Annotated in this window: 19 protein-coding genes and 1 pseudogene; all 20 read right to left on the minus strand. The window is 40.0% G+C overall.

All coding sequences use genetic code 11. The annotated features are described in order from the left end of the window. Positions 1 to 342: pseudogene (locus J8L97_RS00845) on the minus strand (FAD-dependent oxidoreductase); the annotation flags it as partial. Between the two features lie 189 nt (positions 343 to 531). Further along, positions 532 to 1,839, minus strand: coding sequence for a DUF4910 domain-containing protein (locus tag J8L97_RS00850; protein ID WP_247688488.1), 1,308 nt, complete (start codon positions 1,837 to 1,839; stop codon positions 532 to 534). Further along, a complete protein-coding gene (locus J8L97_RS00855; protein ID WP_211047540.1) occupies positions 1,839 to 3,920 on the minus strand; it encodes a 6-hydroxymethylpterin diphosphokinase MptE-like protein in 2,082 nt (693 codons plus the stop codon). Before J8L97_RS00855 ends, J8L97_RS00850 begins: the two co-directional genes overlap by 1 nt. Positions 3,921 to 3,929: 9 nt before the next feature. Further along, positions 3,930 to 4,223 carry a hypothetical protein gene (locus tag J8L97_RS00860; RefSeq protein ID WP_211047541.1) on the minus strand — a complete coding sequence of 98 codons (294 nt, stop codon included), beginning with the start codon at positions 4,221 to 4,223 and terminating at the stop codon, positions 3,930 to 3,932. Next, the gene (fliS, locus tag J8L97_RS00865; RefSeq protein ID WP_211047542.1) at positions 4,216 to 4,644 is read right to left on the minus strand and encodes a flagellar export chaperone FliS; all 429 of its coding nucleotides are present in this window, start codon (positions 4,642 to 4,644) and stop codon (positions 4,216 to 4,218) included. The genes J8L97_RS00860 and fliS overlap by 8 nt, the downstream gene beginning before the upstream one ends. Before the next feature lie 15 nt (positions 4,645 to 4,659). After that, positions 4,660 to 6,084, minus strand: a complete 1,425-nt coding sequence (gene fliD, locus J8L97_RS00870; protein WP_211047543.1) for a flagellar filament capping protein FliD — start codon at positions 6,082 to 6,084, stop codon at positions 4,660 to 4,662. A 27-nt stretch (positions 6,085 to 6,111) separates the two neighbouring features. After that, positions 6,112 to 6,525, minus strand: a complete 414-nt coding sequence (locus J8L97_RS00875) for a flagellar protein FlaG (protein WP_211047544.1) — start codon at positions 6,523 to 6,525, stop codon at positions 6,112 to 6,114. 86 nt (positions 6,526 to 6,611) lie between these two features. Then, positions 6,612 to 7,574 (minus strand): flagellin, encoded by a 963-nt coding sequence (locus J8L97_RS00880; protein ID WP_211047545.1) that lies wholly within the window; start codon positions 7,572 to 7,574, stop codon positions 6,612 to 6,614. A 158-nt stretch (positions 7,575 to 7,732) separates the two neighbouring features. Continuing rightward, a complete protein-coding gene (locus J8L97_RS00885) occupies positions 7,733 to 8,698 on the minus strand; it encodes a flagellin (protein ID WP_211047546.1) in 966 nt (321 codons plus the stop codon). Between the two features lie 896 nt (positions 8,699 to 9,594). Then, positions 9,595 to 10,557 carry a flagellin gene (locus J8L97_RS00890; protein WP_211047547.1) on the minus strand — a complete coding sequence of 321 codons (963 nt, stop codon included), beginning with the start codon at positions 10,555 to 10,557 and terminating at the stop codon, positions 9,595 to 9,597. A gap of 318 nt (positions 10,558 to 10,875) precedes the next feature. Next, positions 10,876 to 12,087 (minus strand): flagellar hook-associated protein FlgL, encoded by a 1,212-nt coding sequence (gene flgL / locus J8L97_RS00895; protein WP_211047548.1) that lies wholly within the window; start codon positions 12,085 to 12,087, stop codon positions 10,876 to 10,878. A 2-nt stretch (positions 12,088 to 12,089) separates the two neighbouring features. Further along, positions 12,090 to 14,114 carry a flagellar hook-associated protein FlgK gene (flgK, locus tag J8L97_RS00900; RefSeq protein WP_211047549.1) on the minus strand — a complete coding sequence of 675 codons (2,025 nt, stop codon included), beginning with the start codon at positions 14,112 to 14,114 and terminating at the stop codon, positions 12,090 to 12,092. Position 14,115: 1 nt separating this feature from the next. Further along, the gene (flgJ, locus tag J8L97_RS00905; RefSeq protein WP_211047550.1) at positions 14,116 to 15,081 is read right to left on the minus strand and encodes a flagellar assembly peptidoglycan hydrolase FlgJ; all 966 of its coding nucleotides are present in this window, start codon (positions 15,079 to 15,081) and stop codon (positions 14,116 to 14,118) included. 103 nt (positions 15,082 to 15,184) lie between these two features. Continuing rightward, positions 15,185 to 16,279, minus strand: coding sequence for a flagellar basal body P-ring protein FlgI (locus J8L97_RS00910; protein WP_211047551.1), 1,095 nt, complete (start codon positions 16,277 to 16,279; stop codon positions 15,185 to 15,187). A 12-nt stretch (positions 16,280 to 16,291) separates the two neighbouring features. After that, positions 16,292 to 16,975 carry a flagellar basal body L-ring protein FlgH gene (gene flgH / locus J8L97_RS00915; protein ID WP_211047552.1) on the minus strand — a complete coding sequence of 228 codons (684 nt, stop codon included), beginning with the start codon at positions 16,973 to 16,975 and terminating at the stop codon, positions 16,292 to 16,294. A gap of 15 nt (positions 16,976 to 16,990) precedes the next feature. Further along, the gene (gene flgG / locus J8L97_RS00920; protein ID WP_211047553.1) at positions 16,991 to 17,779 is read right to left on the minus strand and encodes a flagellar basal-body rod protein FlgG; all 789 of its coding nucleotides are present in this window, start codon (positions 17,777 to 17,779) and stop codon (positions 16,991 to 16,993) included. A gap of 18 nt (positions 17,780 to 17,797) precedes the next feature. Beyond that, positions 17,798 to 18,562, minus strand: coding sequence for a flagellar basal body rod protein FlgF (locus J8L97_RS00925; RefSeq protein WP_211047554.1), 765 nt, complete (start codon positions 18,560 to 18,562; stop codon positions 17,798 to 17,800). Between the two features lie 158 nt (positions 18,563 to 18,720). Then, on the minus strand, positions 18,721 to 20,094 hold the full coding sequence (flgE, locus tag J8L97_RS00930) for a flagellar hook protein FlgE (RefSeq protein WP_211047555.1): 1,374 nt from the start codon (positions 20,092 to 20,094) through the stop codon (positions 18,721 to 18,723). A 43-nt stretch (positions 20,095 to 20,137) separates the two neighbouring features. Then, a complete protein-coding gene (locus tag J8L97_RS00935) occupies positions 20,138 to 20,812 on the minus strand; it encodes a flagellar hook assembly protein FlgD (RefSeq protein ID WP_211047556.1) in 675 nt (224 codons plus the stop codon). A gap of 15 nt (positions 20,813 to 20,827) precedes the next feature. After that, entirely contained in the window at positions 20,828 to 21,262 is a 435-nt protein-coding gene (gene flgC, locus J8L97_RS00940) for a flagellar basal body rod protein FlgC (RefSeq protein WP_211047557.1), read from the minus strand. Position 21,263 lies beyond the last annotated feature (1 nt).

The following is a 21,263-nucleotide window of genomic DNA, read 5'->3' on the forward strand; positions in this document are numbered from 1 at the left end:
CAGCGACTTATAGTCAATATTTTGGCCATACAGTTTTTGTAAAATTGGTAAAATGATTGTATGCGTAAATATAGGTCCTAATGTCTCTAAGCAATAGTAATAAATAAGTGGGTTCGTAGACAAATCAGCTAAGCCTACCAGTTCTCCACATGCTGTAGCATAATGTGCTGGATCAATTTTTCTGCCGTCAGGAAATGGACTTTCAAGGTCCCATGAGCCAAAGAAGTAGTTTCCTGATTTCAATTCAGGTATCACATTCCAATTTTTTTCTATTTCATTTTTAGGAAATAAAAGCGAATCTATATCATCAATACCAGTGCTGTTAGGTATATGCGAACCCATATCGTAACGCACACCTTCACTATCTGAAACTGATCGAAATAAGCCTCCCACTTCTGTCGATTGCTCTATAATCGTTACTTCTTTATAGTTTTTTTAAGTAATAGTGCTGCAACTAACCCACAAATTCCACCACCAGCAACTACTGCACTTTCTTGATTCATACATCACCTCAACACCTTAGTACTACTATCAAACCATACCTAGTAATTCGTTATTTTCTAACTTGGTGATCGCTGATGCATAATCAGAAACACACTGTCCGTGCTTGTTAGCAATATCAATAGTGTTATTCTCTCCATCACTGTAGCACAACAACATTTTTATCCGATCTAATTCGTCCACCTGACTTGCCCGCTCCTCACTAAAAAAGCTAAGTGTCGGGTAAAGACCACGGCTACCTAAATTAGGTTCGCCAAATGGCTTCAAATTATTGAATGTCGCAGACTGCTCAAATGCCAGAAATAGCTTTTCTAACTTATCTATACTATCTAATAATGGTTTTATACCCATATATGCTTTATTATCTAAAGAAGTATGATATTCGCTATAGCCATCATGAAAGCTTCGGCTAACACAACACACCGGCAACTGAAAGCCAGGAGAGTTATATTGACGTTCATCAGAGCCACTTAAAGGGCTAAAAGGGATATTGTGATGATGGTGACCATAGTCGTTCAAATGGTAAAGGAGTGCATCGAGTAAACCATTATCATTGCGACTATGCTTAAAAGTTAGCTCCGATTGCGAGCCCCCCATACAATTAATAACAAGCCCAGCTTCCAAATTATTTCGGAGCTCATCTCCAATAAAATGGAGAATACCTAAACTACCAATCGTTTCTGGGTTCAATATAAAACGATAAGAGTAACGTCTACGCGGCCAATTTTTAATTCTTTTATATAAGCCTAATAAAACAAGCGGGCCACTCAGTTCATTATTCGCCATTGAAGGATGACATAAATAGGAGCTAAGAAGGACTTCTTTTTTTGACTCCCCTGATAACATTGTTTGCGCAATATCCAAGCTACCATCTTCGAAACTACTTTTAATCACAGCTCGATATTTTCCTGGCTTTAAGTTTTCTCTAGCACTATGCGCTAAACAAAAGCCCCAGCGTTTTTTATAATAACTCGTTACATAAGGGATTGCATCTGGCTGTTCAGGTAAGCTATACAAATGCTCTTGTAGTTGCGCCAAGTCCAGCTCTTTATCTACTGGTTCAGAATAATTCACAACTTCAATATTTAAACGGCTCATATCGGCAATTTTATTACCATCTGGATCTATCAAGTAAGCTTCAGAACAATGCCACTCTTGTGGAACAGTCCAATCAAATATAGTTTCTCCTGTCTTTATTGATAAGGTATCTAATGGCATATACCTAGCGAATATATCATAACTATGCCTTAGCCCAGGGCCCGTAATCGACCTCATTATAGGGAATAACTCATCAAATAATGTACTATAAAAGCACTCAGACTCTTGATACTTCAACATTAAATTTCCTTGCCTAAATCACATGTTCTATCATAATTCATAGCGTAATCATCTCTTATCTCTTCAACATACTGTTGCCAAAGCAGATTAAGTTCACTGTACTTTTCCAAGCAAAAAGCCTCATCATCGTACTGATATAAAAGCGTTATCATTGGACAATGGTAGTATAAGAGCGCCCCCTTAATTATGTGGAACAGATGCGCAAGACTCGTATCTCGTAACGAATAAATAAACCGAGCCTGTCTTCGCAATTGTTCTGATGCTACTTTCCGTGAATCGACATCTTCCCTAGAAATTGCAAGAACGTGTTCGCATACATCTTGTAACTTATCAACCGCTATAAACTTCTCTTCCACATCATCTAGTGGTAATTCTTCAAAAAAGCCTTGCTTTATGCTCTCAATCACACTGACCTTATCTAACGGCTTTTTTAAGTCTATTAAATTGTCTGTCGGGGTCGCTATTGCCCCTTGAATTTTTGCACCATGCCCAACGTTCATACAACTTGTTGCATTATAATGGCTAATTAATCTTTCAAGCTGTGCATGTGCAACAATATACAAGTCATTAGATATAACATAACTTCCTAAATTACCTTCAAGGGCTTTTCCATCAAATTTCAAGCTCAAATATCCCTCACTACCATCCTCCTCTGACTGGCTATAAATGCTGTCTTTACTATGATGGGTACCACATGGTTGAGAACCATTATCAATCCCGAATAAATACACATTCCGAAATCCCATAAATAACATAAACGACAGGGCAGCATTCGCAACGACGGGATTACAATATGGAATTAAAGGTAATCCTTGAGAAAGATGAATTTGAGATAAAAGATTTAATAAACAAGTACCTGATTCACTACCTTTAGCAGCTATCCCCGCCCATTTATATCGCTTAGTTGTATCCGGGTATAAAGTATTTAAGCCTAATAAATTTACTTTTTGATATTCTTCACTTGGGAGAATATCACCAAATATTTTGTAGTTCGAATACGGCCTCTCAACCAGAACGTGAAAGTCTGTTTGGATACCTTTGTTATGTAAAGATGCAATTGAAGTTCCTATTGCAATAATAATCGCGTTTTGTTGATTATTTTTCAAAAACTCTTCGGCACTATCGAGGGAAGGGCCATTACCGACAATAAATATTGGTGTGTCAAAATCTAACCCTGTCGGCGACTTACTCAGTATAGCCGCATTATTTCGTAAATGATGAATGCTATGTGCTAATCCCGTAACTGCATCGTTATAAAACCCATGCCCAAATTGGAAACGAAAGTAATCAGAGCACCATTTTTGAATCAATGTATTTAAAGTTTGACCTGGAGTGTGCTGATAACAGAAACTGCGGACCAATGAAAAAGCACCAACATCTTCTGATATTTTCTCTATATCATCCATAAATGATTTATGATCAATTCCTAGATGAAAAAACAGACACCCTCCTTGTTCATCAACAGTCTCTATGATTTCAAACCAATCCGTACAAAATAGACTAGCGAAGAATTGTTCAAATTCAGGTTCTATTAAATACACATAATCAAAATGGGTCCGCTTAAGTAATAAGGGCACATGATAACCAAGGCCAATACCAAAAATAATTGCCGTAGGAAATGAATCAGGTAATACTTTTATAGAACTCTTATTCTCAGTCCGCACATCACACATATGTCTTGTAAGGGCTGTCATGTAACGGCTATGTATCCTTGTATCCATATCATCTTGTGGATACCCAGTATAATCCGTCAAGCTATATACAGCATGAGTTGTTTGAACTTCAATTTGTTCTTGAGTCTGTGCAATCGGGTCGTCTGAATATATTGGTGCATCTATATTTTTTGGAAAAAAATTACCATGGCCGGTAGATGTCACGTGAATACAAAAGTCATCTCTTGTTTGATAGTCTTTTATTGCTTGGGCAATTTCTTGGTAGTATTTTTCAAAGCAAGCTAAATTTTTTGAAAACCGTTCATTTGCTTCGATAGCAAATTTATCTTCTCTTTGCTTATGTTCTAAGGTTTCTGATAGCTTTGAGCTGAGGTTACTAATTTGCTGCTCTAAGGAAGGCGTTGTCATTTTTCTACCTTAAATACCTCTGTAGGCACTTATTTTTTTACGGTTACTAACTTGCTCTAAAAGAGCTTTGGCTGTTTTTTTCTTAGCAGTTTCTAATTGAAGAATAAAATTAGAAAATCTCTCATTTAACTTTACTGCTGAGTCATATGTAAGTACTGAGTTTTGCACTAAGTCTGTAGTACAAAAAATCTTTAATTCTTTGTCTAAATCAAGCAACTGCTGTTGCGCGCTATCTAGTTTATTTTCTTTAACAAGTGCTTCCGCTTTATTAAGCATCAAGTTTATAGACGTATAACTATCCAACGCTTGCATCCGAACCATTATCGTTTAAAGTTTTTTGCCTTACATCAAATGGAATAGCATCCCACGCTGATTTAATTTCTTTAAGTAAGAGCGAAACTTCATCAATAATAGACGCTTCATTCTGCATGCTCGCGTCAAGTAACCTATCGATCATATATGAATATAACGCATATAGGTTATCAGTGACCTCTCCACCAACTTCAAAATCTAAACACCCTCTAAGCGCTTCCAAAATAGCTGACGCTTTTGAAATATGCTCTGCTTTCGCCTCAAGGTTGCGTTTTTCAATTGCAACTTTCGCAAAGACCATCTTCTCGATAGCTCCCGACATTAACATTTGAATGATTTCATAACGATCAGCACCTGCTACTTGTGTTTTAAGTGCTTCTTTTTGATAATTTTTTACTCTTGCATTGTACATATATGCACCCTAAGTTTATTTTGCTTTAACAAAGCCCGGTAAATTCGCAAGCTGCGCACCTAAGTATGTTTGCGTTTGCTTCATATTAGCCAACAATACGTCCAAACCCGCATACTGCTGTCGTAAGCCAGCTTCAAAAGATACCATTCTTTCATTATGACTAACGATATCACCTTCCAAATCTTTAAGCTGGCCGTTAAGCGTCGTTTCACGCTGCTTCATTAAACCACTAGAATCTACATAGTTGCCGAGTAATGTTTCCAGCCCCTTTGCAACACCATTATCTCCTGCAAAAGCCTTGCCAATATTATCAAAATTTTCATCCATCGCGTCATTGAGGCTCCGAACTAACGACGACTTTTGTAAATATCCCTCTTTATCGATTGTTAACCCTATATCAAAAATTGACTCAAATGGTCCAGCATCTGTTAACGCTTTACTTAAAGTATTAACGAGTTGATCGCTTAACCCCCTCATTGCCGAGTCCCCATTAAGCGGTTTACCAATTCTTGTTTGAAACCCAATATTTCCTACTAAGTTATTATAATTGGCAATTAATTCGTCAACCAAAGTGGAAATTGACTCTTTATCATAGTCAATATTCAAACGCGCAGTTTCATCATTACCCTCAGTATCTTTTTCACTCGTTTTCAACGCTTTAATCGTCATATCTTGTACAGCGTTTTTGAAGGTATTAGTATCGCTTGTTACAGCTAAGCCATCGATAGTAATTTTCGCATTCTGAGCTTGGTCATCTGCACCTATAGTCATTCCACCAGACGCATTCGTTGATGCATCATAAGTTTCAATTGCATCAAGTTCAGATCCATCACTGGTGATAACCAAATTATTGCCATCCCCACTCACATTAGAAGTAAGTACAAGCTTAGATCCAATACTCGGGTCACCTGTGTTTACAATATTTGCGGTCACACCAAAATTTTGCTCAGATGCATTTATCGCATCTCGCAGCTCTGCAAGGGTTGCACCTGCGCTCAAGGTAAGATCAAATGTTTTATCCGCGCCAGCTTTGAAGGTCAGAGTCCCTCCTGAAGCTGTAACAACATCATCGACAGATGAAAATGCATTATCAGCTGTTACTGCTCTGCTTCCCTGCGCTAATTGATTAACCGCAATATCAAAATTACCAACAGAAATATCTTTTGTTGGTGTAACGCTAATCAAATCTCCCGAGGTTGGCTGTGCAACAGTAGCCTTACGTTTACCAAAGTTTTCTGGGTCTGCAAGCTTTTCAATCGTATCATTTAATTTTGAGGCAGCCGACTTTACTTCACCAATAGCGGAAAGCTCTACTTTTAATGACTCTTGCTTTCTTCCAAACGCAGCTAGCTTTGGTGTACTTTCCGCATCCACAGACGCTCTTATAATACTTTCTAAGTCTAATCCAGACCCTACACCTGCTGAAGTAATAAGTGGCATACGTTACCTCCTAAAAATTAACAACGTTTATACTGTTTCATTCAGTAAAACGCCTTTGCTTACTAACTTATCGGCAAACTCATCTAAAGCCTTAGCTACTTCTCGAAATTCTTCTGACGGGATTTCACGGATCACCTCATCGTTATCTTTGTCAATTACTCTAATAAAAGGTGGATCCCCGTTCTCTCCGAATTCGAATGACAAATTTGTAGAGGTGACTGGTAAAAACTCATTCACTTTGTCTAAATTCTTTTGAACTGTATCGATTAACGTTTGCCGCTCTTGAGGGGTGTCAGTTTTCAGCTCCCCCTGACGATCTTCTGTCGTATTTTTTGTTTTTTCTAGTGCTCGCGTAAAGCTTGAGTCGTTTTCACCAACATCTTGTTTCAACGTCGATGTCAAAATATTGGCGATGCCATTTGAAGGGTCAATGTTGCTCATAACAGATCTCCTAATACTTAAACTAATTATAGCATACGGCAAACTAGAATGTATTACATCCAAGTTTGCCGTATGCTACTTCTTTCTTAACCCAATAATGACAACGCGACTTGTGGACGCTGATTTGCTTGGCTCAAAATAGAACTACTCGCTTGTTGTAAAATTTGCATTTTAGTTAAGCTTGCCGTTTCTTGTGCAAAGTCTGTATCTCTGATCCGAGAACGCGCAGCTGTTAGGTTTTCTGATACGTTTGATTGGTTTCTAATCGTAGATTGGAATCGGTTTTGTACCGCACCAAGCTCTGCTCGCTTTTTATCAACTACTGCGATTAATGCATCCATACCGGCAAATACTGCCTGTGCATTGGCTTGTGAAGATACTGAAATACCTGTCGCAGTAAAGACATCAGAAAATGCCGTATTATCTGCTGAAGCGCCAACTGTGGTACTAATCGTACCCGTTGTAGCACTTAACGAGGCACCTGTAACACCACTGGCGACACCTGCAATGCCTGACAATGTAAAACCACCATCTGCAGTAATTGAATTGGCTGTACCACCTATACTTTTCATACTAAAACCGATGGTTTGAACAGCATCAGCACCTACCTGAAAGTTTGCATCATAGGTACCATCTAATAAGTTCTGGCCGCCAAAAGTTGTATCTTCTGCAACTCGGTTAACTTCTGCTGATAACGAACGAATCTCTTCTTGAATCGCAAGTCTATCTTCATCCGTATTCGACCCATTCGCAGCTTGTTGCGCCAAAGTTCTAACTCGTTGAAACATTTGTGTTGTTTCGTCCAGCGCACCTTCAGCCGTTTGTGCTAATGAAATACCATCATTGGCATTTCGTATACCTTGATTTAGGCCATTTATCTGACCAGTCAGTCTGTTTGAAACCTGCATACCTGCTGCATCATCTCTGGCGCTGTTAATACGCATACCTGATGACAGGCGTTTGAACGAGGTATCCAGCGAGTTTGCTGAATTATTCAACTGTCTTTGTGCGTTCAAAGAACTCACATTAGTGTTTACATATAAAGCCATAATAGCCTCCGCTTCATCTTAGATAAGGTAAATAGCGGGATACCCCTACCCTGCTAATTACCGAATTAGAGTCCTAGATTGATAGTTCTCTAATTCCGCTATCGGCGATTGGAGCGAAAGCTTTAGCTATATTTGTAAAATAAATTAAATTATATTAATTAGCCTTGTAATAAGCTCAATGCTGCTTGAGGCCGCTGATTCGCTTGACCTAGTATTGTTTGGCTAGCTTGTTGTAATATTTGATTTTTTGTCAACTTTGCTGTTTCTAAAGCAAAGTCTGCATCTTTAATACGTGATTTTGCAGATGATAAGTTTTCTGAAATATTCGCCTGATTCCGAATCGTAGATTGGAATCGGTTTTGTACCGCACCGAGCTCAGCTCGCTTTTTATCGACAACTGCAATTAATGCATCCATACCAGCAAATACAGCTTGAGCATTTGCTTGGCTCGATACACTAATACCATCCACGGTAAAGACATCTGAAAATGCAGTGTTATCCGCTGAAGTACCAACATTTGTACTAATTGTTCCGGTTGTCGCACTTAATGATGCACCTGATACACCACTGGCTACACCTGCAACTCCTGAAAGAGTAAAACCACCATTAGCTGCTAAGCTATTTGCGGTTCCACCTACACTCTGCATACTAAACCCAATAGTCTGTACTGCATCTGCACCGACTTGGAAATTCGCTGCATACGAACCATCAAGTAAATTTTGTCCACCAAACGTCGTATCACTTGCAACCCGATTCACTTCAGATGCTAATTGACGAATTTCCTCTTGAATTGCCAATCTATCTTCATCTGTATTTGAACCATTTGCCGCCTGTTGAGACAAAGTACGAATACGCTGAAACATTTGCGTTGTTTCTTCCATGGCACCTTCAGCTGTTTGCGCTAAAGATATACCATCATTGGCATTTCGATTACCTTGCCCTAATCCCAATATTTGCGATTGAAGACGATCTGAAATTTGAAGGCCAGCAGCATCATCGGCTGCACTATTAATTCGAAGGCCAGACGACAAACGTTTAAATGATGTATCTAATTCATTACCTGAATTGGTTAATTGACGCTGAGCATTCAATGCACTGACGTTAGTATTTACAAATAAAGCCATAACTCATTCTCTCTATTTCAAGTCAAAGCTGAACATTTATCAGCTTCAATTGTCTATATACAAAGTGGCAATTTTTATCGTCAAACCTATTTTGCCGATGGGGCAAAAAACTGCCATTTGCATGGTTTTAGTACCATTCAATAGTAATAAAGCAAAAGACAGGCCAAGTATTGAATATGAAAATATAAAAACATCTGTTTGGGGTAATCTGCATCACAGCTAAACACACCTATTACTTAAAGGTGCTTTATATAGATGAGGGAGGTCGAACGATTCTCGTGCTGTAAAATCCTTTTGATTTGGGCCTAAGTAACTTAATTCTCTTATAGATTCAAAAAAACGCTAAAACTCTATTTGCCACAACTTCTGTTTTGCACCGGTAATATCTACCTCTATCAATTTTACTGGTAAAAAGTTCAAAGATAACGCGAAAGTTCTCCAATAAAACGCCGGGACGCGATTTTATTGTTCAATCATAACCTCTACCAGTATGCATATTTAGGGGAAGTTGCAATACCATCAAGTGAAATGCCCTACATCTACTAATAAGAATATCTCCATCTATATAAGAAAGTAAATTTAAGGGTATTTATATTTGATGGGCTATGGCAATAAGCTGCCACTTTCAATAAATTAATAAACTAGCTCTAAGTTTAGATACAAAAACGACGTGATTTTAAATAAAAAAAAGGAGCCTAAGGCCCCTTTTTTTAAAGTTTGAGAGTGAGTGTCAATAAATTAGCATAAACATTGGCATAGCTTATGCTTATAAATACTTGTTCATTGAATTGATGAACGCTATTGGATTTTAAGCTCCTCCGCTTTGTTATCCAATTCGGTGTCCGTGTTAATACCCCATCAAGCACGGACACCAACTTCCAAATTACCGTTCGAAATTATCCTAGTAAACTTAAAGCTGCTTGTGGACGTTGGTTTGCCTGACTCAAAATCGTTTGGCTTGCTTGTTGCAAGATCTGCATTTTAGTTAAGCTTGCAGTTTCTTGTGCAAAGTCCGTATCTTTAATACGTGATTTCGCAGCTGACAAGTTCTCTGAGATATTCGCTTGGTTTCGAATTGTAGATTGGAAACGGTTTTGTACCGCACCTAACTCTGCACGTTTCTTATCAACTACTGCGATAAGCGCATCCATTCCCGCCATTACTGCTTGTGCATTTGCTTGAGATGACACTGAAATTCCATCTGCCGTAAATACATCAGAGAATGCCGTGTTATCTGCTGAAGCGCCAACTGTTGTACTAATTGTGCCCGTTGTAGTACTTAATGATGCCCCTGTTACACCACTTGCAACACCAGCAATACCTGACATAGTAAAACCGTTGTTTCCCGCTAAACTATTCGCTGTTCCACCGACACTCTGCATACTAAAACCAATCGTTTGTATTGCATCAGCACCAACTTGGAAATTTGCAGAATATGTGCCGTCTAATAGGTTTTGACCACCAAACGTTGTATCAGCTGCAACCCGGTTTACTTCAGAAGACAATGAGCGAATTTCTTCTTGAATCGCCAGTCTATCTTCATCAGTGTTTGACCCATTTGCTGCTTGTTGTGAAAGCGTACGTACACGCTGGAACATAGATGTAACTTCATCCATCGCGCCTTCAGCTGTTTGAGCTAATGAGATACCGTCATTTGCATTTCGGTTACCTTGGTTTAAACCGTTGATTTGAGAACTCAAACGGTCTGAGATTTGAAGACCTGCTGCATCATCAGCTGCGCTGTTGATACGAAAGCCTGAAGATAAACGCTTAAATGATACATCAAGCGAGTTACCTGAATTATTTAACTGTCTTTGTGCGTTCAATGAACTTACGTTAGTATTTACATAAAGTGCCATGATATTTCTCCCGATGTAAACTTTGTGTTTACTCTCAAACTTATAACTTTAAGCCTTCGATGTTTTTTATCTCTCCAGCTTGGTTACTTAAGTTATCGGAAAGGTTAAAAAATCCTTTAGAGTTTTTTTTAAAAAAAATATAACGCAATGATTTATCATAAGAAAAAAGACTAATCGGGAAAGAGCTAAAAGTACCCTCTTTATATTTAAATATTCTTTTCGCTGAATATTTTTTATATTAATCAATACATTATCGTGTTAATTGCAGAAATACCAGCTTAGGCTAGTTGCAGGGCTAGCCTAACTAGATGATTAGATTTATCGAATATATTCTAACAATGATAAATTTGTCAGGCGGCCAAAAGTAGCTTGTGAAGCTTGCAATGCCGTTTCATGTTTAGTCAGCTCAGTTATCGCTTCTGCCATATCAAGTTCTACAAGCGTTGCTTTTGCTGCTTTGTTATTTATATCGAGGTCAGCATTGGCATCGACAATCCTCTGCGCAGTATTCAATCGTCCACCTAAACCAGATTGAGTTTGTGACACTAGGTTTTTAGCATTAGTTAAACCTACGAGCGAATCAGCTAATACTTGCTCATAATCATTTTGGCTAAGCGAGGAATCGTTAAGTGCTGCCTCTAACTTATTTAGCGTGTTAAGTACATTTTCCTTTTTTGGTTGCTCTAAGTTAAATGTGATACTTGCAGCACCATTAGGTTTAACCTCCATACCATCAATATTGGCAGTTCCATCAGCATACGTACCCGACTTAAGTGCAACCCCACCCTGCAATACATCATAGGTTGTTGGCGATGTAAAATTAACCGTAATGGTATTCGCATTCGCTGGTGCTGCAGGGCTGGCGTTATATTGTGCTTTATGGAAAGAGTCAAATTGCCCCTGCTCTTTCACATAGACACTCGCCGTACCCGGTGCAATGGTAGCCCGATCAATATCTAAACGTTTAGGTACATTTTCAAATGTGTCAAAACCATTGTCACTTGATTTAATCTCTACACCTTCAGCGACCTTTATTTTATGCTGCCCTTGGTCGCCGTTGTACTCATATTGACTCGTTGTGCTATTAAAGGAGTAGGTTTGAGTATTATCTTGATATCCGGAAAATATATATCGTCCATCTTCCGTTTTCGCATTCATCAAATCGAGGACAGTTTCCTTAATTGAAGAGATCTCTTCGGATATCCCTGCTCGGTCTTCACTAGATAAAGCACCACTACCAGCTTGGATAGTAAGTACATGCGCTCGGGTTACCGACTCTTTAATATTATCTAAAACACTTTCCTGTGTTTTAAGTCGGCTATTCAACATCGTTAAGCTTTTAGTGTATTGCTCATTGGTTTGAATTCTATCTGTATACAGTAAAGCGCGGGCTGTCGCAGATGGATCATCTGAGGCTGTTAATACCCTCTTTTGTGTATTAACCTGTTGCTGCGCTTTGTTTACCTCTTGCTGGTTATTTAAAATAGAGTTTAAATTTGTTTTGTGCATTAAGTTATTTGATAAACGCATAATTACCTCGTTGCACTTAATAATGTATCAAAAATAGTTCTAGCGGTAGAGATGATCTGTGCAGACGCTGAATAAGATTGCTGGAAACGCAATAAATTTGCGGCTTCTTCATCTAAATTAACGCCAGACATTGACTCGAACCAAGCTTCAGACTGTGCTGCTAATGCTTCAAACGCCGCACCATTTGTTTTTGCTTGATTAGCAACTACACCAACATCGGTGACTAATCCTGCATATGCTTCATTGAATGTTTGCAAATTATCGGCTGTTGTCGTCGTTATGACATTTTCACGTACTAATTCACTGGATTGCAATTGACTTAATGCTAACCCATTGCGGTTATCATCAAAGCCCCCCGTATTAAATTCCACTTGAAAGGAGTCTCCTTCTTTCACGTTTCCTTCAATATTAAAATCAAACCCATAGCCATTAAATGGCGCACCAGCTGTCGATAAGATATTTTCTGCGGGAGGAGGCGCTAAAAATGTAACGGTACCACTGCCATCGGTAACCGTGTATTGATTGGCCACCGCTGTTTTTTGCAACGTAATTGTCCCATTTGTCAAACTCGGGGGTGGCCCAGCCGTGAAATTACTACCAGTACCAGTATTTGAAACAGTTCCAACCGTAATGTTTCCATCTCCCGTATTACCCGCATCTGTTTTTGTTCTAATTGGCGCAGCTAAAGCCAGCTTTTCCGGTCTATCTGTGGCCAGTTCAATATTCGCAGCGGCATGGGCATTGAGCTTTATTAAAAAACGGTCATTTGGGTTCGTTGTGCCCGCTGAAACAGATATTTCCAATCCGAATGTATCAGGCGGGGTTGCTGGACCCGTAAACACGATATTTCCTGGGGGTGTAATGTTTCCAGTTGACGCAGTACCGATTATATTTCCTTTGCTATCAACGGCAGCCACTTCTACTGTTGTTGCCGTTAGATAATTAACTATAAAGTCAGTTGCTGGAATATCTTTACCTTTTCCCGCTTCTAATGTCGCCGTAACAACAGATGTAGTACCTGCATTATTACCTTTGTACGGAAACGCCGTAGTCGTTGGAATTTTAAATAGCTCACCGCCTAAATTACCATCTAAATCCATGCCTTTTTTGTTTTGCTCATTAAATGCGTCAGCCAATGCAATCCCTATTTGACCCAACTGGTTTTGCGCTGGCTGTAATATTTCATCTCTAAATGCCAGCAAACCACCAATTTTTCCCTTTAATGTACTCGAATTGACCTCAAGCGCTACAGCTTGGCCATCTTTAACGTCCAATTTTAAATCTCGTACATTCGGGTCAGGATCCCCTGCAAGTGAAAACGCATTAAATGTACCGTTTTCCATTACTAACGCTTGGCCGGAACCTAAAAACACGAGCTTTTCACCATTAGGACCATCTAATGTTTCAATATCCACCAGCTCCGCTAAATCACTGATTGCTTGGTCCCGCTCATTTAATACTGAACTCGACGCTTTCGTACCTGTTGGGGTATTTAACGATGCAACTTGTGCATTTAAATCGCTGACCTTCTGTATTAGGTTGTTCGCTTCATTTGCAAACAAGTCAAGCTGTTGATTAACAATATTACCTTGATCAAATACAATGCCAGACAACCTATCCATTTGCTCCGTCAAGTTCTCTGCATCGGTTAAAAATAAACCACGGGTTACTCTTGAAGATGGTTGATTCATTGCTTCTTGTAAATTATTAAACAGAGAATTAATACTCTTATTTAAGCTATTTGAGTCTTCGGCAAACAATGTATCGACACGAGAGGCCTCGGTGACAAATTGTTCATAATACGTTTTATTAGAAATATCACGATTCAACTGTTTCTGCGCAAACTCATTAATTAAACGAACCGTTTCACCACGACCGACTTGATTGCCAACCATGGTCGAATGCTCAGTACGCTCACGGATATACCCTTTGGTATTCAGGTTGGAAATATTCTTACTTGTGGTCTGTAACAGCTCAGTGCTGGCTCTAATTCCACTGGTTCCAATATTCATTAGATTGAACGACATCTTAATTCACTCCCTTTCGAACCAACGATGTAAGCATTTCTTTTAAGTCGCTACGTTGTAGTACATTCTTTATTTTGGCTGCATATTGTGGGTCAGTGGCGTAACCTGCATCTTGTAAGGCTGATAAATATTGCTCGGGTTGCGCTACTTTTTTTAATGCGTCTTGATAACGAGGGTTTCCTTGTAAGAAATCCACGTAATCATTCATGCTGTCTTTTATTGTGTCGTAGGCACGAAAACTCGCTTGTTTTTTCACTGGCAAACCATCTTCAAACTCTAAAGTCAGTTTTTTGGCACTTTGACCTTGCCACGCTTTGTCTGACTTTATATTAAATAAATTATTACTACTCGAACCATCTGCTTTAGCAATGATATGTTTCCCCCAACCAGTCTCTAATGCGGCTTGAGCAACCATTACAGCTGGATTGAGCCCTATTTTCTGAGCAGCCGTTTTTGCGTGTTCCCACATGGTTGATACGAAAGACTCTGGGTCGTTAAATGATGCACTTTCGCTTGTAGTAGATGAGGTCGCGTTCACATGCGAAGGTTGCTTATCGAGTAATTCCCCTGCAGCACGTCGGTCACTCTCAAAATCAGCACCTGTACGTAATACTGACGCCGGCGTATAACCCTGTGCGTTGGGTGATAACTGCTGAACAATTAAGTCTGCCAGCCCCAAACTGCCTTTACTGGACAAATCCATTGATAATTGCTGATCATGCATTTCTTCAAAAAATTTAACGCCGCTAGAGTTAAAAGGGCTATTTTTATCTTCCATCGCCTCATTCGCTTTGCGCATACTTTTCATCAACATTTGGGTGAAAATTGACTCAAATTGTTGTGCCGCTTTTTTTAGCGCTTCATCAGAGGCGTTTGGATCGCCACCGCTTTTCAGTGCATCTTTTCTCAAGCTATTTAAATCGCTCAAATCAAAGAAATTCTGCTTTTCTAACGGATTTGTATTCATCGGCTTAATGACACTTAACTATTCATAACATTTAACAAGCAAGATTCAAGCCAATAAAAAGCCCTAACTAATTAGGGCTAATATATTAATTAATAGTAACTTTTTAAATGACAACTAATTGACCATTTATTGCACCAGCTTCCTTTAGTGCTTCTAGAATAGCCATTAAATCGCCAGGAGCTGCACCTACTTCATTAATAGCTCGCACTAAATCATCTAGACTAATACCTGGGTCAAACACAAAAGCACGAGAATCGTCCGTATCTACGTCAATAATACTTTGCCTAGTGACAACGGTTTCCCCTTCCGCCAAAGGCTGAGGCTGATTGACATTTTGCTGTTCAGCAATTGTCACTGTCAAACCACCATGTGTAATTGCTGCTGGCTGTAATTTGACATTTTTACCTATCACTATGGTACCTGTGCGAGAGTTTACGATAATTTTTGCACTTGTATCTGCTGGTTTAAACTCCAGATTTTCTAGAGTCGATAAATAAGAAACTCGCTGAGACGGGTCTCTTGGTGCGATTACACGTATAGATGCCGCATCCATCGGTTTAGCACTATTAGGACCCACCAAATTATTGATTGTATCAGCCAGACGCTTAGCAGTTGTAAAATCAGGGCTATTCAAATTAAAAGTGATAAAATCACCTTGTGTAAATGGGCTTTTAACTTCACGTTCAACAGTTCCTCCATTTGGCACTCGACCAACGGTGGGCGTATTAATGACCACCCTGCTGCCATCTAAGCCCTCCGCACCAAGACCACCAACAATCATACTTCCCTGAGCAATAGCATATACATTACCATCCACCCCTTTTAAAAAGGTTTGTAATAACGTACCTCCCCGTAAACTGCCCGCACTGCCTATTGAAGACACAGTTACATCAATCGTTTGGCCGGGCTTAGTAAAAGGGGGCAAATCAGCATGAACTGCAACAGCCGCCACATTCTTTATTTTTGGTTTCAAAGAAGACGGCAAAGTAATGCCGAAACCACTTAACATTGCTTTAAAGCTCTGTTCGGTGAAACGACTTGATTCACCCGTACCAGGCAAACCCACAACCAAGCCATAGCCTACTAATTGGTTAGAGCGAACGCCTTGCACCATACTTATATCCTTGACCCGTTCAGCCTTCGCTATTGGTACTAGCGTTATCAATAATACAGATAAGAATAGATGACATAGTTTCATAATATTTGTGCCCTAAAATGGTAGCAACGTACTCATAAAGAATTGAGTTAACCAGCCTGAACTTTGTGCTTCTTGGCCTTGCCCTTTCCCTGAATATTGAATACGGGCATTCGCAATGCGATTTGACTCAACCGTATTGTCCGCAGCAACATCTGCTGCTCGAACGAGACCTTCGAGGCGGATAAACTCCTCCCCTGTATTTAAAGTAAGCCACTTTTCTCCTCGGATCACCAAATTACCATTGGGTAACACCCGCATCACATTGACAGAAATGTTACCAAACAAACTGTTTGATTGATTTGCTTTGCTGTCACCTTTAAAAGATGACTCGGACCCTAAACCAAATTGAATATTGTCTCCGCCAATATTTACCGGCGTACCATTAAAGCCTAATACAGGATCTAGTTTTAAATCCGTTTCTTTATCGGTTTCACTGTTCGCTGCTTTAGATGCTTGTGTTGACTCTCTTAGTACAACAGTAATAATATCGCCTGTGCGTAGCGCTTTCTTATCTGCATATAAATCATTCGAACGATTTGGATTAAATAATGACCCTGTCGCAACGACTTGCTCTAAATCTTGTTCTGGATACATAGGTGCATAATAAGGGTCATCACGCACAACCTCACTATTTTGTGTCGACACGCAACCAGAAAGCAAAATCAATGCCGCCACAATCATACATAAAGCACGCATACAACCTCCTAAAATTTATAACTGCTGATTGATATAACTCAGCATCTCATCCACTGAAGAAATCACTTTTGAGTTCATTTCATAGACTCGCTGGGTTTCAATTAAGTTGACCAACTCTTCAGTCACATTGACATTTGATGTCTCCAATGCTCCTTGCACAATAGAACCTAATCCATCTGCACTCGGATTCCCTTGCACTGGTGCTCCACTCACCGCTGTTTCCGTATATAAATTCTGACCCATTGGCTCTAAACCTGATGGGTTAATAAAGTCACTTATAACTAATTGCCCGATAACCGTATTTTGTGCTTGCCCTGCGACTCTCACAGATACTTCGCCGTCTTGTGAAATTGTGATCGACTTAGCATCATCTGGCACATTCATTTCTGGTTGCACAGGGAAACCTGCACCTGAAGTAACCACTCTACCATTCTCATCGGTCGTAAATTGGCCATTACGGCTATACCCAATGGTGCCATCTGGCATTTGAATTTCAAAAAAACCAGGACCTTGGATCATCCAATCTAATGAGTTTTCAGTACTAAGCATATTACCTTGGGAGAAATTCTTTTGGTTTGCAACAACCTTGGCCCCCGCACCGAGCATTAGTCCTGAGGGTAACTCTGTATCTTGTGACGAACGACCACCAGGCTGATTAATATTTTGATAAAGTAAATCTTCAAAAATTGCTCTGCTCTTCTTGTAACCTACAGTACTAGCATTCGCGAGGTTATTCGAAATTACCGATATATCAGTTTGCTGGGCATCTAGGCCGGTTTTACTGATCCATAACGCTGGATTCATAACATATACCTCACTTCGTTAGACTATACGCAGCAGTGATACATGACGTTCGTCAATTTCTTCTGCTGTTTTCATTAGTTTCATTTGCATTTCAAACTGCCGCTGATGATTAATCATATCGACCATCTCATGCACAGGATTTACATTAGACATTTCTAAGGCTCCGCTCATTACTTTTGCTGTGGGTGATACATCACAAAAACCACATAAACCATCATCTAGCGAGCCTTCTTTTGGCCTGAATAAACCATCATTTCCTTTTTCTAATTTGGTGTTATCTGCTTCAATGATCTTTAAACGATCTACCACTTCCAAAAAGTTTGCAGGTGCCCCCTGAGGGCGCACTTGAATCGACCCGTCATCGCTGAATGTCACCTTCTCTACCGGAATAGGTAAAATAATAGGACCACTTTCACCAACAACTTGACGCCCATGACTAGTTACCAGCGCTCCATCAGCAGTAATATTCAGCGTCCCAACTTTGGTATAAGCTTCTTTGCCACTTTTATCCATGACACTTATCCAAGACTTATCAGACACCGCGATATCTAGATCTCGCCCGGTTTCAACAATCGCGCCGCTAGTCATATTCGTACCAGGCCGCTCTTGCATAGCAAACACCCGAGTCGGTAACCCTTCACCAAATGCCTGCATGGAACGTGCTTGAGCAAAATCTGACTTAAACCCGGTCGTATTTGCATTGGCTAAATTATTTGCTTTAATAGCCACACCATGCAGGTTTTGTTTCGCACCAGACATAGCGATATAGAGCATTTTATCCATTGCATTGACCTAAAAATTCATCATATAAAGAATAATGCAATTATAATGCCAGTTAAATTTTGACGGTAGATTGTAGGTGAGTAAGGTAAATAGAGTTAATGGCGGACCAAGGAGGGAAACATAAAAAGGCCGCATATGCGGCCTTTAGAATTAGTTCGTTATCGAATCTGTAATATTGCTTGTTGTAATGTTGAATTCACTTCTAACGCTCGGGAGTTCGCCTGAAAGTTTCTCTGCGCACTTATCAAATCAACAAGCTCATTCGTCAAGTTTACATTTGATTGTTCCAACGCCGAAGAATTAATTGACCCGAGCGTTCCGGAGTTTGGCTCTCCCGCAATTGGCTCTCCTGAGGTTAAGCTCTTTTTCCAAGAAGTGCCTCCCACTTGTTGAAGCCCTTGGGAGTTAGAAAAGCGAACCATAGCCACTTGGCCTAAAAATGTTGAATCACCGTTACTATATGAGGCAACAATTTTACCATCTGCACCAATATCGACCCCAGCTAAACGCCCTACTGTTGCGCCATCTTGCTCTAGTGCTTTCACTTCAAAGCGACTCGCATATTGAGTCGGTAATTTGTTGGTGGTATTCGCTTCATCGCGCCAATTCATATTCAATGGAGCTGGAAACGTAGCACCATTAGTTAACAATGTTGAAAGGCCTGTACCTGCGCCACTAGGTAAGGGCAGTGCACCAAACGTCCCACCAGCAACGACCGGTACCGCTGTACCAGCGACCCCTGCAGCAGAGTATGGGATCGTCGAACTAGGTAAGCCTGTTGCATCGAATGTAAACCCTGCAATAGGATGTGGCCCACCAGTACCCGCTGTACCATCAGACGTGAAAGGCTTATTATCTATGGTACCAAATACCTCCCAATTATTTGCTGTGGCTGTTTTTCTGAAGTAAAGCTGTACCGTATGAGGTTCACCTAACGAGTCATACACCGTAGTAGATGTTGAACTATTGAACGATGCACCAACTGTTGGATCAAAAGCAATTGTTGGTTGCGACGCTCTTGAATCAAGGTTAAACGAAGAATATACATTAGTTGTCGCTCTCGGAGCTCCTGATGCATCAGGGATTTGCATTGCCGATGCAGTACTTAAACTCACCGATGTAGTTGCACCAGTGCTTGGGTCTACAGGAAAGCCTTGTAAGAAATTACCTTGCGCATCTGAGATAAAGTTATCCTTATTTAACTTAAATGCACCAGCTCGCGTATAACTATAATCCTGCGAGCCTAATTCAGAGCTCGTAGCAAAATAACCTTCACCAGTGATTGCCAAATCTAACGAATTGGCTGTAAATTGCAATGAACCTTGGTGAAATTGCTGTGCAACCATTGTCGTTTGCGCACCATCACCATTTTTAGTTTTTCCTGAACTAAATACTGATGATGCATAAACATCAGCAAATTCAGCTCGAGACTCTTTAAAGCCTGTGGTATTTACGTTTGCGATGTTATTTGCGGTGGTGTCCAGATCTTTTTGAGCAGCCGCTAAACCTGTTAATGCAATATTAAAACTCATACTCTTACCTCTTGTACGTAAGGCCTATTCTATAAACTTTGAATTAAGCGATTTCAGCGACGTCAGTAAGTCTTACTGCGCCTGCTTTTGTGTTGATGATTATTCCGTTAGCGCCATTAACATTGACACTATCGATATTTTTAAAGGTTGCTGTCGGTAAACTGGTAAATTCACCGTTAATACTTGCTTCTGCCTTTATCTCATAATCCCCTTCAGGCATTGGTTCACCATCCCCATTCTTACCATCCCACTCGAACCTAATTGCACCTGCTTTTTGTTCCCCCATATCAATAGAGCGAACTAACTGGTTTGATTCATCGTAGATATTTACGACCAATTTCTCCGCCGGCTTAGCTGAAATAATAGAGCCTCTCGCTGAACCACTAGCACTTAACTCCAAAGTATCCGATTCAAGTAACGCTTTCTTACCAACTAGGGTTGATGCTTGTAACGCAGAATTGGATGTCATTGATGCAGACAAAGACTCAAATTTTGTATTCAAATTTGAAATACCTTCCGCCATTGTAAAGCTCGTCATTTGTGCGATCATTTGGTCATTATCAGCAGGTTTACTCGGATCTTGATAAGATAACTGCTGGGTAAGCAAGGCAAAGAAATCCTCTTGCTTTAACGTATCATCTTTTTCTACTGGCTTTTGTTTATCTGGCCACCGTAACGAATCAATATGACTGGACGTTTGACTTACTTCGCTATTCATTGGCTAGTGCCCCCGTTAACGCTGACCAAGTAGCAGAGTTTTACTCAGCATTTGTTTTGCTGCATCTGCCACCTGAACATTTGTTTGATACGAACGTGAAGCGGAAATCATATTTGTCATCTCCTCAACTACATTCACATTTGGTTTATAGATATACCCATCTTTGTCGGCACTTGGATGATTGGGACTATATTCGACCTGAAGTGGTTTATCACTTTCAACGATCCCCAATACCTTAACTCCCACTGATGCGCCTGCTGAGTTTGCATTTTGTAATTCATTTGCTTTAGTAAGTTCAGCTGCAAATACAGGGTGCCTTGCTCGATACACATCATTTTGGCTTGAACTAATGCTATTTGCGTTAGAAATATTACTCGCAGTGGTATTTAGGCGTATGTTTTGCGCACTCATTCCTGAACCCGCTATGTCAAATACATTATATAAACTCATA

Source organism: Pseudoalteromonas sp. MMG012 (assembly GCF_018100875.1).
GTDB classification, from domain to species: Bacteria; Pseudomonadota; Gammaproteobacteria; order Enterobacterales; family Alteromonadaceae; genus Pseudoalteromonas; species Pseudoalteromonas aurantia.